Source organism: Solwaraspora sp. WMMA2101, assembly GCF_049179175.1.
Taxonomy (GTDB): Bacteria; Actinomycetota; Actinomycetes; order Mycobacteriales; family Micromonosporaceae; genus Micromonospora_E.
On record NZ_JBMHMA010000006.1, the window covers coordinates 4,562,062 to 4,575,372 of the forward strand.

At 66.8% G+C, this 13,311-nt stretch carries 15 protein-coding genes; 7 read left to right on the plus strand and 8 right to left on the minus strand.

Annotation, left to right across the window (positions count from 1 at the left end):
- Positions 1-110: 110 nt before the first annotated feature.
- On the plus strand, positions 111-1,169 hold the full coding sequence (locus ACN28F_RS21760; RefSeq protein WP_421359463.1) for an NAD-dependent epimerase/dehydratase family protein: 1,059 nt from the start codon (positions 111-113) through the stop codon (positions 1,167-1,169).
- Between the two features lie 102 nt (positions 1,170-1,271).
- Here the strand turns inward: ACN28F_RS21760 and ACN28F_RS21765 are convergent, their stop codons facing one another.
- On the minus strand, positions 1,272-3,152 hold the full coding sequence (locus ACN28F_RS21765; RefSeq protein WP_421359465.1) for a S8 family serine peptidase: 1,881 nt from the start codon (positions 3,150-3,152) through the stop codon (positions 1,272-1,274).
- A gap of 376 nt (positions 3,153-3,528) precedes the next feature.
- On the opposite strand from ACN28F_RS21765, the gene ACN28F_RS21770 reads away from it, so the two are divergent.
- Positions 3,529-4,728 (plus strand): AAA family ATPase, encoded by a 1,200-nt coding sequence (locus ACN28F_RS21770; RefSeq protein ID WP_421359466.1) that lies wholly within the window; start codon positions 3,529-3,531, stop codon positions 4,726-4,728.
- On the opposite strand, the gene ACN28F_RS21775 is transcribed toward ACN28F_RS21770, so the two are convergent.
- The 6 genes from ACN28F_RS21775 to ACN28F_RS21800 form a co-directional block, all read right to left on the minus strand.
- Complete coding sequence (locus tag ACN28F_RS21775) at positions 4,710-5,081, minus strand: hypothetical protein (RefSeq protein WP_421359468.1); 372 nt, start codon at positions 5,079-5,081, stop codon at positions 4,710-4,712. The two genes, ACN28F_RS21770 and ACN28F_RS21775, sit on opposite strands and share 19 nt — an antisense overlap.
- A 76-nt stretch (positions 5,082-5,157) precedes the next feature.
- Positions 5,158-5,604: a hypothetical protein gene (locus ACN28F_RS21780; protein WP_421359470.1), complete on the minus strand. Its 447-nt coding sequence runs from the start codon at positions 5,602-5,604 to the stop codon at positions 5,158-5,160.
- 3 nt (positions 5,605-5,607) lie between these two features.
- Positions 5,608-6,246 carry a hypothetical protein gene (locus ACN28F_RS21785; protein ID WP_421359472.1) on the minus strand — a complete coding sequence of 213 codons (639 nt, stop codon included), beginning with the start codon at positions 6,244-6,246 and terminating at the stop codon, positions 5,608-5,610.
- Positions 6,243-6,503, minus strand: a complete 261-nt coding sequence (locus tag ACN28F_RS21790; RefSeq protein ID WP_421359474.1) for a hypothetical protein — start codon at positions 6,501-6,503, stop codon at positions 6,243-6,245. The genes ACN28F_RS21785 and ACN28F_RS21790 overlap by 4 nt, the downstream gene beginning before the upstream one ends.
- A 5-nt stretch (positions 6,504-6,508) precedes the next feature.
- The gene (locus ACN28F_RS21795; protein ID WP_421359476.1) at positions 6,509-6,772 is read right to left on the minus strand and encodes a hypothetical protein; all 264 of its coding nucleotides are present in this window, start codon (positions 6,770-6,772) and stop codon (positions 6,509-6,511) included.
- A 118-nt stretch (positions 6,773-6,890) separates the two neighbouring features.
- Positions 6,891-7,532, minus strand: a complete 642-nt coding sequence (locus ACN28F_RS21800; protein ID WP_421359478.1) for a hypothetical protein — start codon at positions 7,530-7,532, stop codon at positions 6,891-6,893.
- A 654-nt stretch (positions 7,533-8,186) separates the two neighbouring features.
- Here ACN28F_RS21800 and ACN28F_RS21805 point away from each other — a divergent pair.
- Positions 8,187-8,540 (plus strand): hypothetical protein, encoded by a 354-nt coding sequence (locus ACN28F_RS21805; protein ID WP_421359480.1) that lies wholly within the window; start codon positions 8,187-8,189, stop codon positions 8,538-8,540.
- A gap of 97 nt (positions 8,541-8,637) precedes the next feature.
- Here ACN28F_RS21805 and tnpC read toward each other — a convergent pair whose 3' ends face one another.
- Positions 8,638-10,293 (minus strand): IS66 family transposase, encoded by a 1,656-nt coding sequence (tnpC, locus tag ACN28F_RS21810; protein WP_421359340.1) that lies wholly within the window; start codon positions 10,291-10,293, stop codon positions 8,638-8,640.
- A 638-nt stretch (positions 10,294-10,931) separates the two neighbouring features.
- On the opposite strand from tnpC, the gene ACN28F_RS21815 reads away from it, so the two are divergent.
- From ACN28F_RS21815 to ACN28F_RS21830, 4 genes are all read left to right on the plus strand, one after another.
- Positions 10,932-11,093 (plus strand): hypothetical protein, encoded by a 162-nt coding sequence (locus tag ACN28F_RS21815; RefSeq protein WP_421359482.1) that lies wholly within the window; start codon positions 10,932-10,934, stop codon positions 11,091-11,093.
- Positions 11,094-11,110: 17 nt separating this feature from the next.
- Positions 11,111-11,314: a hypothetical protein gene (locus ACN28F_RS21820; RefSeq protein ID WP_421359484.1), complete on the plus strand. Its 204-nt coding sequence runs from the start codon at positions 11,111-11,113 to the stop codon at positions 11,312-11,314.
- 1,067 nt (positions 11,315-12,381) lie between these two features.
- Positions 12,382-12,789, plus strand: coding sequence for a hypothetical protein (locus tag ACN28F_RS21825; protein WP_421359486.1), 408 nt, complete (start codon positions 12,382-12,384; stop codon positions 12,787-12,789).
- Between the two features lie 108 nt (positions 12,790-12,897).
- Positions 12,898-13,062: a hypothetical protein gene (locus ACN28F_RS21830; RefSeq protein ID WP_421359487.1), complete on the plus strand. Its 165-nt coding sequence runs from the start codon at positions 12,898-12,900 to the stop codon at positions 13,060-13,062.
- Positions 13,063-13,311 lie beyond the last annotated feature (249 nt).

Below are 13,311 nucleotides of genomic sequence, written 5' to 3' on the forward strand. Positions count from 1 at the left end.
AGCGCCCGGGCCATCTGGCGCGGGACCACATTCGACCTGCGACCAAAGTAGGAGATCGCCTACCTCCACAGGTATTACCGTGGACGCCTCATCGAGGCGGGGAGGCCGGATTGAGCGGCGAACTGGTGCTGGTGACCGGCGGATCCGGGTTCATCGGCGCGCACTGCGTACGGCATCTGCTGCAGGCCGGCTACCGGGTCCGCACGACCGTCCGCACGCCGGGCCGGCAGGCCGACGTACGGGCGTTGATCGCCGCCGCCGGGGTCGAGCCGGGAGAGGCGCTCAGCTTCGCCACCGCCGACCTGCTGACCGACGAGGGCTGGCCGGCGGCGGTCGCCGGCTGCGACTACGTGCTGCACGTCGCCTCCCCGGTGCCGCTGGTCGAACCGCGGCGGGAGGAGGACGTCATCGCGCCCGCCCGTGACGGCGTCCGCCGGGTGCTGGCCGCCGCCCGCGCCGCCGGGGTCCGGCGTACGGTGCTGACCTCGTCGTTCGCCGCCGTCAAGTTCGGCCAACCGGGCAAGCGGATCTTCACCGAGGCAGACTGGAGCGACCCGGCCGGCGGCGAGACGATGTCGGCGTACGCGAAATCGAAGCTGTACGCCGAACGCGCCGCCTGGGACCTGGTGGCCGAAACCGCCGGTGCCGGCTTCGGTGCCGGCCCCGGTGGGGAGGGTATGGAGCTGGCGGTGGTCAACCCGGTCGGGGTGTTCGGGCCGGTGCTCGGCCCGCAGCCCTCCCTCTGGGCCGACCTGGTCGGCAAGCTGCTCGACGGTCGGCAGCGGGCGGTTCCCCGGATGTGGGTCAACGTGGTCGACGTCCGCGACGTCGCCGACCTGCACCTGCGGGCGATGACCGACCCGGCCGCCGCCGGGGAACGGTTCCTGGCCAGCGCCGGCGGCATGTCGCTGCCGCAGCTCGCCGCCCTGCTGCGGGACCGTCTCGGGGACGCGGCCGGCAAGGTGCCGACCCGGACCCTGCCTGACTGGGCGGTCCGGCTCGCCGCCCGGTTCAGCCCACGGGCCGCGTTCGTGGTGCCGGAGCTCGGAGCGCCCCGGCAGGCATCGTCCGACAAGGCGCGGCAGCTGCTGGGCTGGCGGCCCCGCGATGCCGAAGAGGCCGTACTCGCCATGGCGACCAGCCTGACGGGACGCGGGCCGGACACCTGACGGGACACGGAACCCACGGATCGAGGTGACGCCCACGCACGTCTCGAGGACGTTTTAGGGTGCGTAGGCGTCACCTCGATGATGGACCTCAGGCCCCTGTCGTCAGGAGACGGTGCAGACGGCCCCGTTCAGGGTGAACGCGGCCGGCTCGGGGGTGCCGGAGCCGGTGCCGCTGAACCCGATGGCCGCCGTACCGGTCGGCACGAGCGTCGCGTTCCACGACAGCGAGGTCGCGGTGACGTTCTGGCCGCTGGTGCCGTAGGTGGCGGACCACCCGCTGCTGAACGACTGGCCGGACGGCAGCGTGAACGCCAACGTCCAGCCGTTGATCGTGCTGGTGCCGGTGTTGGTGATCACGATGTTGGTGGTGAACGTCGAACCGCCGGGGTAGACGACGTACTCGACGTTGCAGGAGCCCGACGACGTCGGCGTGTTCACGGTGACCGCCGACGAGTACGCCGACGCGTTGCCGGCGGCGTCCCTGGCCCGCACCCGGAACTGGTACGACGTACCGGCGGTCAGCCCGGTCGCGGCGTACGAGTTCGTCGTCGAGGTGCCGACCAGCGTGAAGCTGCCGCCACCGGTGGACCGCTGGATGTCGTAGCCGGTCACCGCGACGTTGTCGGTCGACGCCGTCCAGGTCAGGCTGGCCGAGGTCGAGGTGACGCCCGAGGCGACCGGGGTGCCGGGGGTCGACGGCGCGACGGTGTCGGTGACCGTGCCGCCCGGGTCGGCGTACAGCAGCCGGTTGGGCGACCCGGTGCCGATGCCGGTCAGCACGTTGGTGGTCGCGGCACCCACCAGGGCCGTCTTGGCCTGCGCCAGGGTCGCGGTCGGGTTGGTCTCCAGGTAGCGGGCCACCCAGCCGGCGACGTGCGGCGCTGCCATCGACGTGCCGGACCAGCCGGCGGCGACGGCGGTGTCGCTGGAGTTGCCGGCCGAGGTGATGCCGTCGCCGGGCGCGAAGATGTCGATGCAGGAGCCGAAGTTGGAGCTGGACCACCGGGCGTCGGAGCTGGTGGTCGCGCCCACCACGATGCCGCGCGGCGACCGTGGGTTGTTGTTGCAGGCGTCACCGTTGTTGTTGCCGGCCGCGAAGACCGCGAACACCCCGGCGTCGATCATGTTCTCGACGGCCGTGTTCACCAGGGTGCCGTAGTTCTGCAGGCTCATGTTCGCCACCGACCGCGGCCCGGCGTTCGCCGCCACCCAGTCCAGGCCTTCGATGAGGTCCGACTGGCTGCCGAAGTTGAAGCAGTCCAACACCCGTACGTCGCGGATCTGGACGTCCTTGGCGACGCCGTACGTCGCCCCGCCGATGGTGCCGGAGACGTGCGTACCGTGGCCGTGGCAGTCACCGGGGCTGTTGCCGTCGTTGACCGCGTCGTAGGCGAACTGCGCCCGGGTGCCGAAGTCGGTGTGGCTGGTCCGGACCCCGCTGTCCAGCACGTAGACGGTGGTCCCGGTGCCGTCGGTGTCGTAGCTGAACGACTGGTCGAGCGGCAGGTTCCGCTGGTCGACCCGGTCCAGGCCCCACGACGGCGGGTTGGGCTGGGTGGTGGCACCGCCGCCGGTGGGCGCGGACTCGATGGCCAGCACCCGCGAGTCGGCCTGGATGTAGGCCACGTTCGGGTTGGCCCGCACGGTGTCGAGGGCACGGGCGTCCAGCTTCGCGGAGAAGCCGCGCAGCACCCGCGCGTACCGGTGGATCTCCCGACCGCCAGCGCGCTCAGCGACGGCAGCGGGCTCGTTGGCCGCGCCGCCAACGGCCGGCCGGTCCTTGAGTACGACGATGTAGCCGCCATTCGGCGTGCCTGTTTCGGCAGGCAGCAGCGGCGCGAGTGGAGTCGACTGCTGGGCGGTTGCGGGAGTGGATCCGAGTGCGACGAAAGCGGCGGTAATTGCGGCTGTTGCTACCGCAGAAATGCGGTATCGGCGCTGTGCGGACATGGAGATGCTGCCCTCCTGGGCACGGTGACGCATGGACTGCCAGCGAACGTGACGGCGTGTGTCCGGGCGGTCAGTCGCCGGGGTGACCGGGCGCTGCGGCCGGACGGAGCGCTCGACCCCCGTCGGCTGCAATTGGATCACGGGCGCAGACGTCGGCCAATACCTCGATCTTCTGCAACATGAATAAACTCTGTTAAGAATCGGGTGTGGCCAGGAGCTGTTAACGAAATAGAAAAATGAAGCTCCGCGCGTGATTGCCCTCACCCTGTCAAATAGCCGACCCGGACACGTGCCGGCCCCGGCCGCCGGTGGCCGGGGCCGCACCACCGGTAGGGTCGGCACCGGAAGGTGTGAACCTGTGACCCACCGGACGGTGCGGGACCGACGTTGGTAGTGAAGGGAGCCGCCGATGAACGCGCCTGATCCGACGGTGCCGTTCGTGCGGCGGGTGCGGGTGCGCGGCTTCCGGTCGCTCGCCGGCTGCGACGTGACACTCGGGCCGCTGACCGTACTGCTGGGGTTCAACGCGTCCGGGAAGTCGAACTTTCTCGACGTACTGCGGTTTGTCGCGGATGCGGTGAACGGCTCGGTGGCGCACGCGGTGGCCGACCGGGGCGGACTCGGCGCGCTGCTGCACCGAGGGCCGGGCGGCACCGTGGAGTCGTTCGAGATCCGGCTCGACCTGGCGTTGCCGCCCCGGCAGGCCGGGCAGGAGCCGATCCCGGCGACGTACGGCTTCGAGGTCGCGCAGGACCCGCAGGGCGAACTACCGCTGCTGGTGCGCGGTGAGGCCGCGACGATCGGGCTGCCCGACGGTGACCTGCGGTTGCCGCTGGACCCGGGCACGGACCGGAGCATGCGGTTGCGGCTGCCGGCGTCGGTGATCCGGGAGGACGACCCGCAAGGGGTGCTGGAGACCCGGCTGCGGGCGATGGCCTTCTACGAGCTGCACTCGAATGCGCTGCGGGCGCTGGACAAGCAGCTGCTGCCCGGTGGGCAACTCGGCCCGACCGGCCACTTCCTCGGCTCGGTCCTGGGTGCGCTGGGCCGGGAGGACCCGATCGGCAAGGAACGGCTGGACAGCTACCTCGGGGCGCTGGTGCCGAACGCGCTCGGGGTGAACGAGCGGGTCGAGGGGCGCTACTCGACGGTGCAGGCCCGGTTCCGGGCCGGGGCAGGTGACGGCGAGGAAGTCTTCCTGCGGGAGTCGCTGTCGGAGGGGACACTGCTCGCGGCCGGGGTGCTGACGGCGCTGTTCCAGCCGGCGGCGTTCACCGGACGGATTCCGTTGATCGGCATCGAGGAGCCGGAGACGGCGCTGCACCCGGCCGGGGTGGGCGCGTTGTACGAGGCGTTGGACGACGCCGCGCAGCGCACCCAAGTCATCGTCACCAGCCAGAGCTCCGAACTGTTGGACAACGAGTACGTGAAACTGGAACACGTTCGTGCGGTCGCTAATGTGGACGGCGTAACGTACGTCGGAGAGATCGACGCCGCTGGCCGCGCCATCGTGGACAAAGAGCTGATGACCCTCAGCGAACTGCACCGCAGTGGGCAGATGCTGCCCGCCCAGGTGGGCTATCCAGCGCGCTATGCATCGGTCTTATGAACGAGAACTTCGGCCTCCAGAAGCAGACTGTCGAGCTGCGCATCGGTCAGCTCGGCGTCCAGCACCAGCTTGAAGAGTAGCTGCCCCTGGATCTCGGCGATGATGCCGACATCGAGCCCGTCGACGATCTCGTCCACCTCGGGCATGTCCATGTCGAGCATTGCGTACATGATCGCCTCCGCCTCCCGGGCAGGCAGGTTCCGGCCCTCGGCGAGGGCCGCTCTCGCCTCGGCCACAAAGCGGATGATCTCTTCCGGGCTCCGCTGCTCGGCGAACCGCTGCCGCGCAGCGACGTAGCAGGCGTAGCCGATCGTCGCTACCGGAGTGCCCTTTCCCTGGGCTTCGAGCTTCACCAGGTACGAGTTGTAGGACTCCCAGTCCCGACGGAGTAGCGCTCGGACGAGTTTGCTTTCGTCTTCCACTTGACTGCTACTCGACAGGGTGATTCTCGTGGAGTAGAGCCTCGGCTTCGAGCAGAAGTTCGTCCAGTTGCTCGTCCGTCAGCTCCGCATCCTCGACGAGCCTGAACAGGAGCTGTCCCTGGATCTCGGCCATCACACCGATGTCGAGGTTGTCGACGATCTCCTCCACGCCGGGCAAGTCCATGTCCAGCATGGCGTAGATCAGCGCCTCCCCCTCCTTGGCTGGCAGTTCGCGTCCCTCCAGCAGCCGGGCTCGTGCGTCAGCTACGAACCGGATGATCTCGCGCGCGTCCCTGGTCTCGGCGAACCGTCGCTGGACAGCGACGAAGAAGCTGTATCCGATGATGGCAACAGGTGTACCCTTACCCTCGCTCTGGAACTTCTCGGCGAACGAGTCGTAGGTCTCCCAGTCCTGGCGTAGCAGGGCGCGCAGGAATTTGGTTTCCTCTTGCATCTTCTATCCTTTTTCCTTGTCGTCGTTTCTGGTCCGCCTGCGCATCCGCGACATCAGCTCCGCGCCCTTCGCTCCGACTACGGCCACCGCCAGCGCGGCGAGCAGCGCATCACCGACGGAAGCGCTCGGCTGATGTGTCGGCTGGAAGGAGAAATCTGGCGTCTTGCTTACCGCTGTCCCGCCGGAGCCCTTCGCGGCGTCCTGGAGGATGCCGCCCAACTTGCCGAAGTGCTGCAACCCGTCGTCTGAGCTGCGTACCTGGCCGACGCGCCCAAGTGCCTTGGCGGCCAGTGAACCCTTCCTGTGACCGGCTTTGGCTAATGCTTCCCCGGACGGTACGCCCCCGGTCGGGGAGGTCCGGGTTGGGACGGAGCCGGGGGCGATGCGGTTGGCGTACTCGGAGATCTCGGTCGCGGCTTCAGCGATGAGCCGGGCGATCTTGCCGGACTTCGCGGCCGCCTCGCCGGCTTGGGCGAGTGCCGTGGTGGCGTGGGAGCCGTCGGCACCCTCCAGCGCGGTCTGGTAGTGCTGCGAACCGGTCGCCGCCGACTTCTGGGCGGTCTTCGCCTCGACTGCCGCGCCGTCGAGATCGTCGAGGATCTGCCGCAGCACCGCAATGACTTCGCCGACGCTGCTGGTCACCCGAGGGCCTTCGCGTACTTCTCGGCGCTGTCGGTGCTGCCGTCGATCCTGTCGAGCACCAACTCGCCTTCGCGGTCGGCTTCGCGTAGCCGGTGGAGTGCGGTGGTGACGTGGGAGTGCTGGCTGTCGGTGAGGACCGCGATGGCGGCGACGTGGCAGGACCGGACGGTTTCCCGTACGGAATGGATGGTGTCAGCTGCCGACCGCAACGCCTCGGTCCCCTCGCGTAGCCGGCTCTTGACCTCGTCGATGCTCATCGTCGCTACCCGAGGATACCGGCGTACCGGCGGGTTGCCTCGCCTGCGCCGTGGATGAGGTCGGCGGATGCCTCCAACTGCCCCTTGGCCTGCTCGCAGCGGCCGATCGCCTCGCTCACCAGGGGGTGTCCGGTGCCGGCCGAGACGGCGCGAAGCTGGCTGAGCATGTTGTCCAGGGTCTTCACCGCCGCCATGAGCTGCTGCCGACTTGTGTTGCCGTGCTCAGCGGCCTGGGCGAGGCCGGCCTTGACCTCCTGGATGCTGGCCATCAGTTCCTCCCCGACGTTGGCCCTGCGACAAGCCCCGCACTCACTCTCCTACATGGCCGGAGCCTATCGGAGCCCGTCAACGTCAGGCTACGGAAGGTGAGCATGATTCGCTGCCGGGTCAGTTGAGTAGGCGTTCGGCCCAGTAGATCTGCCGGTCGGGGCCGATGCTGATCAGGGCGACCATGAGGTCGTCGACGGCGGCGGGAGCGGAGGCGACCGCGAACTCCGCCGGGTTGTCCGGGTGCGCCGGGTGCAGGACGAAGGAGTACGTGACCGGGGTGGCGTCGACCGACGTGACGGTGACGACGTTGCCGGAGGTGTAGAAGCCGCCGTCGACCTCACGCGCGCCGACGCCCTGCAGCCAGGGATAGCGCTCCTCGACAGCATTGAGGACGCCGTCCGACCCTGATCCGACCTGGTCCGGTCTATTCGACGTGGTGGCGATGAACCCCGGCAGGGTGCGGGACCGTTTGTCGACCACCGCGATGATGAGCATCGCGTCGGGCTTCGCCTGCGGTGGCGGCGTCCACGCGACCTCGCCGAGGAAGACCTGGTCGCCGTCGGAGGGAGCTACCAACTGTTGGTCGTCGAAGGCGGCTTCCGCGGTGGCCTGATCGACCAGGCGCAGGGTCGCGGTCGCGTTCAACACCTCCGGCCCGTACGGCGACCGCAGGTGCCACCACCGCCACCCGGCGATGCCACCAGCCGCGACGAGTACGGCAGCGACCAGCCCGATGATCCACACTGCCCGGTGCCTCATCCGGGCAGTACAGCACAGCGCGGCGGGACCGGCGGTGCCTCGCGCGCGAAGCTGACACCCGACCGCCATGGAGCAGGATTCACTTCCTTGCGCGGATGCCGGATCATCGGGTACGTAGCTGAGGAGCCCCTGCTGTGGCGATGAACCAGACCCGAGCGTGCCTCGGTGCCCGACCGCCTGATGCGATGCCCGTCGAAGCGCTGGTCCCAGCGGCCAGCGTGGAGCCCGTGTCACGTTGTCGCGGTATCGGTTCTTCCACGTCCAGGGACCGGACGACACTTCGGCAGGCACCCTGATGTCTGACAAGGCGAAGGCCTGGCGGAAGATCGGGCGAAAGGTGTTCGGCGAGGCGGAGGGGAAACCACTTCATTGGGCGATCTTCACGCTTACCGGCGTGATGTTCTTCCTCACACACGACGGTCTTGGGTATCGGGTGCTCTCTGGGGCTTACGTGGCCATTGTGGGGACACAGCTCATCCGAGAGTTGAGGGCGTACCGGCGCCGTCGGCGAACAAACGAGGACGCCCCACCGGTCGGTTGTCGCGGATCGGGTGAGGATGGGTGAGTTCGCCGTGGTGTGTCGATCGGCTGGTTCCGTTTGCAGCGTGTTGAACGGTGGGGTCGCCTGTGGCGCGGGCGGTAAGGGCGTGGCTGATGACTAGTGATTACCGGAATTCCATGATCGGGGGTCGTCCCCTGCGGGAGGCCGTCGACCTGCTGCTGGACACATCAAAAGAGTACGTTTTCCCGTCGGGCGTGGCGTTGACCGATGGTGACTCGGACTATAAGTCGATCGAGGTGATCATTGATGGTGCTCCGTCCTTCCGGTTGCGGCGGATGTTGGTTCCAGTCGGTAATGGGCACGTCGATCGTTGGCGCCTGATCAGCTGGATCAACTGGTTCCACATGCGGATCCTGATTCCGGTCGGGCTGGTTCTGTCGTCCCTCGCGCTCGTCGCCTACGTCACTTCCGGCCGGCCCGTCTGGGAGCAGATAGGTCGTAAGTAGTCCCAAGTCTCGTGGGGTTGGGCGACGCGGTTTGCGGGCATGCTGATGGTCGGCGTGGCCGGGTGTGGCGTCGCCGTCGCGGTGGTCGGTGTGGGTGTCAGCCGGTCGGGGGTGGCTGGGCCCAGGTGTGCAGGTCGGCGGGGGACGCGGTCCAGGGCAGGAATCGTTGGAGGTCCGGACCGGTCAGGGGTCTGCCGCCGTTGCGACCGCAGGCGTCGAGGTAGGCGGTGAGGTAGGTCAGGACGTTGAGGCCGGCCTGTTCGGCGGTGGCGGTGACGGTCCAGACGGTCGCGGCGAGGCGCGCGGCGTCGTCGGTGCGGGAGCCGTAGGCGTTCTTGCGGGTGATGACGGGCCGTCGCAGTGCCCGCTCGGACGTGTTGTTGTCCAGGCTGATCATCGGGTAGTCGCGGTGCGCGGTCAGGCCGTCCCACTCGCGGTCCAGGGTGGCCAGGGCCTTCTTCGCGGGTTGTTGCAGGCCGGGGCTGGCCATCTGGGCCTGCCGGGCGGTGTCGATCGCCTGCAGGGCGGTGTCCCAGGCGGTGTACGCGTCGTCCAGCCGGGTCGCCGCCGTCCCTGCGACGGCCGTGGATGCGTTCCACGCGTCGGTCAGCTCGTCGTGGGCGTGGTACAGGGCCTTGATCCGGTCCAGCCAGTCTCGGGTCCAATACGCCAGTTGGGTCGGGTTCGCGTCCCCGGCGCGCACGAAGTACCGGCGGACATGGGCCCAGCAGTACAGGTTGGTCAGGCCGTCGGTCCTACGCCCGGCCGAGGCGTAGACGGTGTAGAAGTCGCTGGAGACGACCAGCCGCCGTGGCCCACCATCAGCGTGCGGGGTCAGCTGTCCGGTGGCGGTGTCGATCCCGGCGTGGCGGGCCAAAACAGCGCCGGCGCGGGTCGGGTCCATCACGAAACAGGTGGTGTCCGCGCCGATGAACACCCACAGCCACCAGCGGGCCGGCCCGTCACCACCATCGGGGGTGAACACGTGCCACGACGTCTCGTCGGCGTGCAGATGCCACGAATCACGGGACCGGGCGACAATCCGCTCCTCCAACGGCGCCAGCAACGTCCCGGCGGCCGCGCAGGTCCCGACCAACGTCGAGGAGCTGACCTCGGCGCCCTGGCGTGCCAGCCCGGCGATCAGGGAGTTCTGGGAGCGCCCGGCCACGAACCGTTCGACCAGCAGCATCGCGATGAACCCGTTACTGAACCGGCCCTTGCCGACCGCTTTCGGCGGGCCCGGCGCGGTCACCGTCCTCGCCCCGGCACACCGGCACCGCCGCCGGTACCGGCGCCGACGGTGCACCACCACCCGCACCGTCACCCGCCAATCGACCTGCTCGAAGGCGTGATCGTCGAACGCCTCGAACCGCGACGAACAGTCCGGGCAGCAGTACCCGCCCCCGGCGAAGTCCCACACCACCTCCACCCGCGGCAGATGCGAGTAATCCCTGCGACCGGCCCGCCCTCCCGGCCCCCGCCGCGGTGCCCTCTCCCGCTCACGCTCGCCAGGCTCACCGCCATACCCACCCTGGCCGTCACCGTCGCCCGCCGTCGGCTGCGGCCGAACCCGCTCCGACGAACGCCCGAACACCAACCGCTGCAACACCGCCAACTCCGCCGACACCCGCTCCAACTCGGCCTCACGCCGCACATCACGTTCCCGCAACCGCTCGTTCTCCACCCGCAGCGCCGCGTTCTCCTCCCGCAACTGCCCGGCCAACCGCTCCCACCGCTCGTTGGCCTCCACCACCCGAGCCAGCGCAGACCTCAACCCCGCGTCAGCATCCGCCTCCACCGAAGCACCAACCGAGACCGTCACGGCCGCAAATCAACACCACCACGGCTGCCGGAGCACGCACCAACTGTCCGACTACACAAAGTCACCCACGGGAACTGGGACTACTTACGATAGGTCAGGTGTGCGTTGTCGGTGTTGGGATTTGTTTGGTCGGGCTTGTTTGTGCCAAGCTTGCGCTGATCCCTCGATCGTATCCAAGGTTCCATGGCTCCGGGATTGTTGCACTACGCGGGGTGCCTGCGGAAGTCGCCCGTCGGATAACGGACCGGAACCCGGGTTCGGTCATTGCGGCGAAGCCGCGTAGGTGACGTTGATGAACAGGTATCGAGCCTTGTTTGTGTTGGCGATGGTTGTCTGGCTGTCGTCGGGAGCTGGTGCCCTCTTTGGATGGTGGTCGATTCACTGGGCAGCTTTTGTGTCGGCGGCCGCTGGCCTTCCGTACGTCGTTCTCGAGCGGAAGCGGTACAAGGACGAGGGGGAGTCGATGTGAGCGATGGTGGTCTGTGATAGGGGTTCGGTTGGTCAAGCGGGGTTTGTGGTGGGGCCTCCTCGTGCTCCTTTTCCTGGACTCCTTATTTGTAGGATGGTTGGTGTTCTCTGCTGACACGCTGATTGAGTTTGTTGTGGGATCGGTGGTTTCTGTTGTTGTGCCTCTGGCCCTTTTTGGCGTGATAGCCCTGCTGGAGGTGCTTGATGATCGAAGCGGAGGTGATGTCGGTCGACATAGTAAGAAAAGCCGTCGAAGGGAGTGATCGGAGAGGTGCTGAAGGTGAAACGCGAGAACTCGAAGGATGGGGTGATCACAACTGGTGTGATGCTCCTGCTGGGGGCTTGCCTGCTTCCTGAAATTGTCATTGAAGGCTCGTGGCGCGCGTGGGGCGCGGTGCCTACAGGAATACTGGTGCTATTTCTGTTTATTCGCGAGGTCACTGTCCTGGTGCGGGAACGAAGGCGTCCGCCACCGGCCGATTGAGATCGCCCCTGGTGCTCGATGCAACGCGGATCTAGGTGGGGAATCCGGCGGGACTTCGTTTGCGTCACAACTGTATCAGCAGCCCGTGCAGGCGCCATGTGCCGCTTTCGTAACGCTCCTGAGGGAACTGAAGTCCAGTAGGAACTTTTCGCCTAGAGTCCTCGTGTGGGTGAACAGTGGTACTGCTTTTCTTGCTGCAGGGGTGGTGGATAAGGGTGGCGGATGTATTTTATCGATCGGACCACGTGTTTGGTGGCGCTTGGCGTCAGCACGCAGTCGCCCGAGCCCGGTACCTGGAACACGAGGCTGATCTCATAGAAGCTAGGCAAGATGGGCGCGGTGCCCAGCTCAAGAAGATTAGGACTGCGTGTGACCTGGCAAGACGTCATCTCTATATCGCTCGACAGTCCGCTTTGAATGTCAGGCCATTTTCTGGCACTCTTGAAGGTGCTTGGTCAAACATCCACGCGGCGGAACTTCTCCTGCTTGAAGTTGCTGACGACGACCGAGTGAAGGGCTGGTCTACATCGGTCCTAGAGCTGGCCAAGAAGCGACTTAACGAGAACGACTGCAGGTTAGGGAAGCTTCGAGAATTGTGTCACAAGAAGATTGTGGGCAGTAGGTTTCGGGTGGCTAAGAAGGCATGTTTCCGGCTGAATCCCGGGCCAGTTGAATGTGGCGATGTCGAGGAGCTCCGCCGCGCGATGATGGCGGCTTTGGTCGGTAGCTACAGCTCGATGAACAGCTGGTACTCGCGTGTTCGTGGAGTGCGGAATATTCTCGTTGCCGTGACGCTTTTGGCTTGCGCTCTTCTGATTGGCTTGGCGGCATGGGCATACTGGGCACCGAAAGTTCTTAGTGTCTGCTTTGGTGAAGCGCCCAAAACTATCGTGTGTCCGCATGACTCATTCACAAACAACCCGCCTGAGCATCGAGGTGCTGTCGAGACTCCGCCTTCTGTTGCCCCGACTTCGGCCTCAAGCGCGAGTCCGAGTCCGAGTCCGAGTTCGCCCCCGAGTCCGGGTCCAATGGGCGAGAATGGTGATTCATCAGAATACGCTGATGTGGTGAATGAGCCAAACAAGGCTGATGTGATCCTGGTAATTGCCTTTGGATTCATGGGTGCGGTACTTTCTGGCCTTCCTGCGCTTGCAAAGTTGCACAGCTCTCCCGTGCCGTACGACCTTCCGCTCTCTTTGGCCGCACTGAAACTGCCCGCAGGTGGCCTCTCTGCGTTGATTGGCATCACGTTCATCCGAGGGGAATTCATTCCTGGGTTGACGCAGTTGGATACTGGGGCCCAGATTCTCGCGTGGAGTGTTGTCTTCGGTGTATCGCAGTATGCTGTCACCCGGCTCGTGGATAAGAAGACCTGGGAGGCGCTTTCGGATCAACGTGGAAATCCGGATAGTGATGAGGATTCGAAGTCTGCGAGTGCGGCAGATGGTGGGGGTCGTGCTCGTTACGAGTATTAGCCGTTGATGTTCGGCCGAATGGTGTGTCGGTAGTTTGATGGCTGGGGCGGCTTCAGGCATTATTGGTCAGGCGGCGAGGCCGAGGAGTTCGGTGGCGCGGGTGGTGAAGTGGCGTACCTCGGGGAGGGTGGCGTACGGCTTCAGGCGGTGTTGCAGGTCTCGGACGATCCCGATTGTGCGGGAAGAGTTGACGGTGGCGGCGAGTTCGACGACGTGGGTGGCGCGGGTGGCGGCGGCTTCGACGTCTGCGCGGTCGAGGTCGGCGGTGGCTAGGGCGGCGCGGCTCAGCGCGGCGCGGCGGGCACGGCCCTGCTGGCGTGCGGCTTCGGCGGACCCGGTGGCGAAGCGCTCGGTGTCGTCGGGCTGCCCGAGGTCGCGGAAGCAGTGGGCGGCTTCGCCGTACAGGTATGGGGTGTCGATGAATCTGGCCCAGACGGGTTCGTCGTCGTGGTCGACCTGGGCGAAGGTGTGTTCGGCCTTGGCTACGGCAGCGGCCGGCGCGGGCGAGCATCAGTGCTTCGC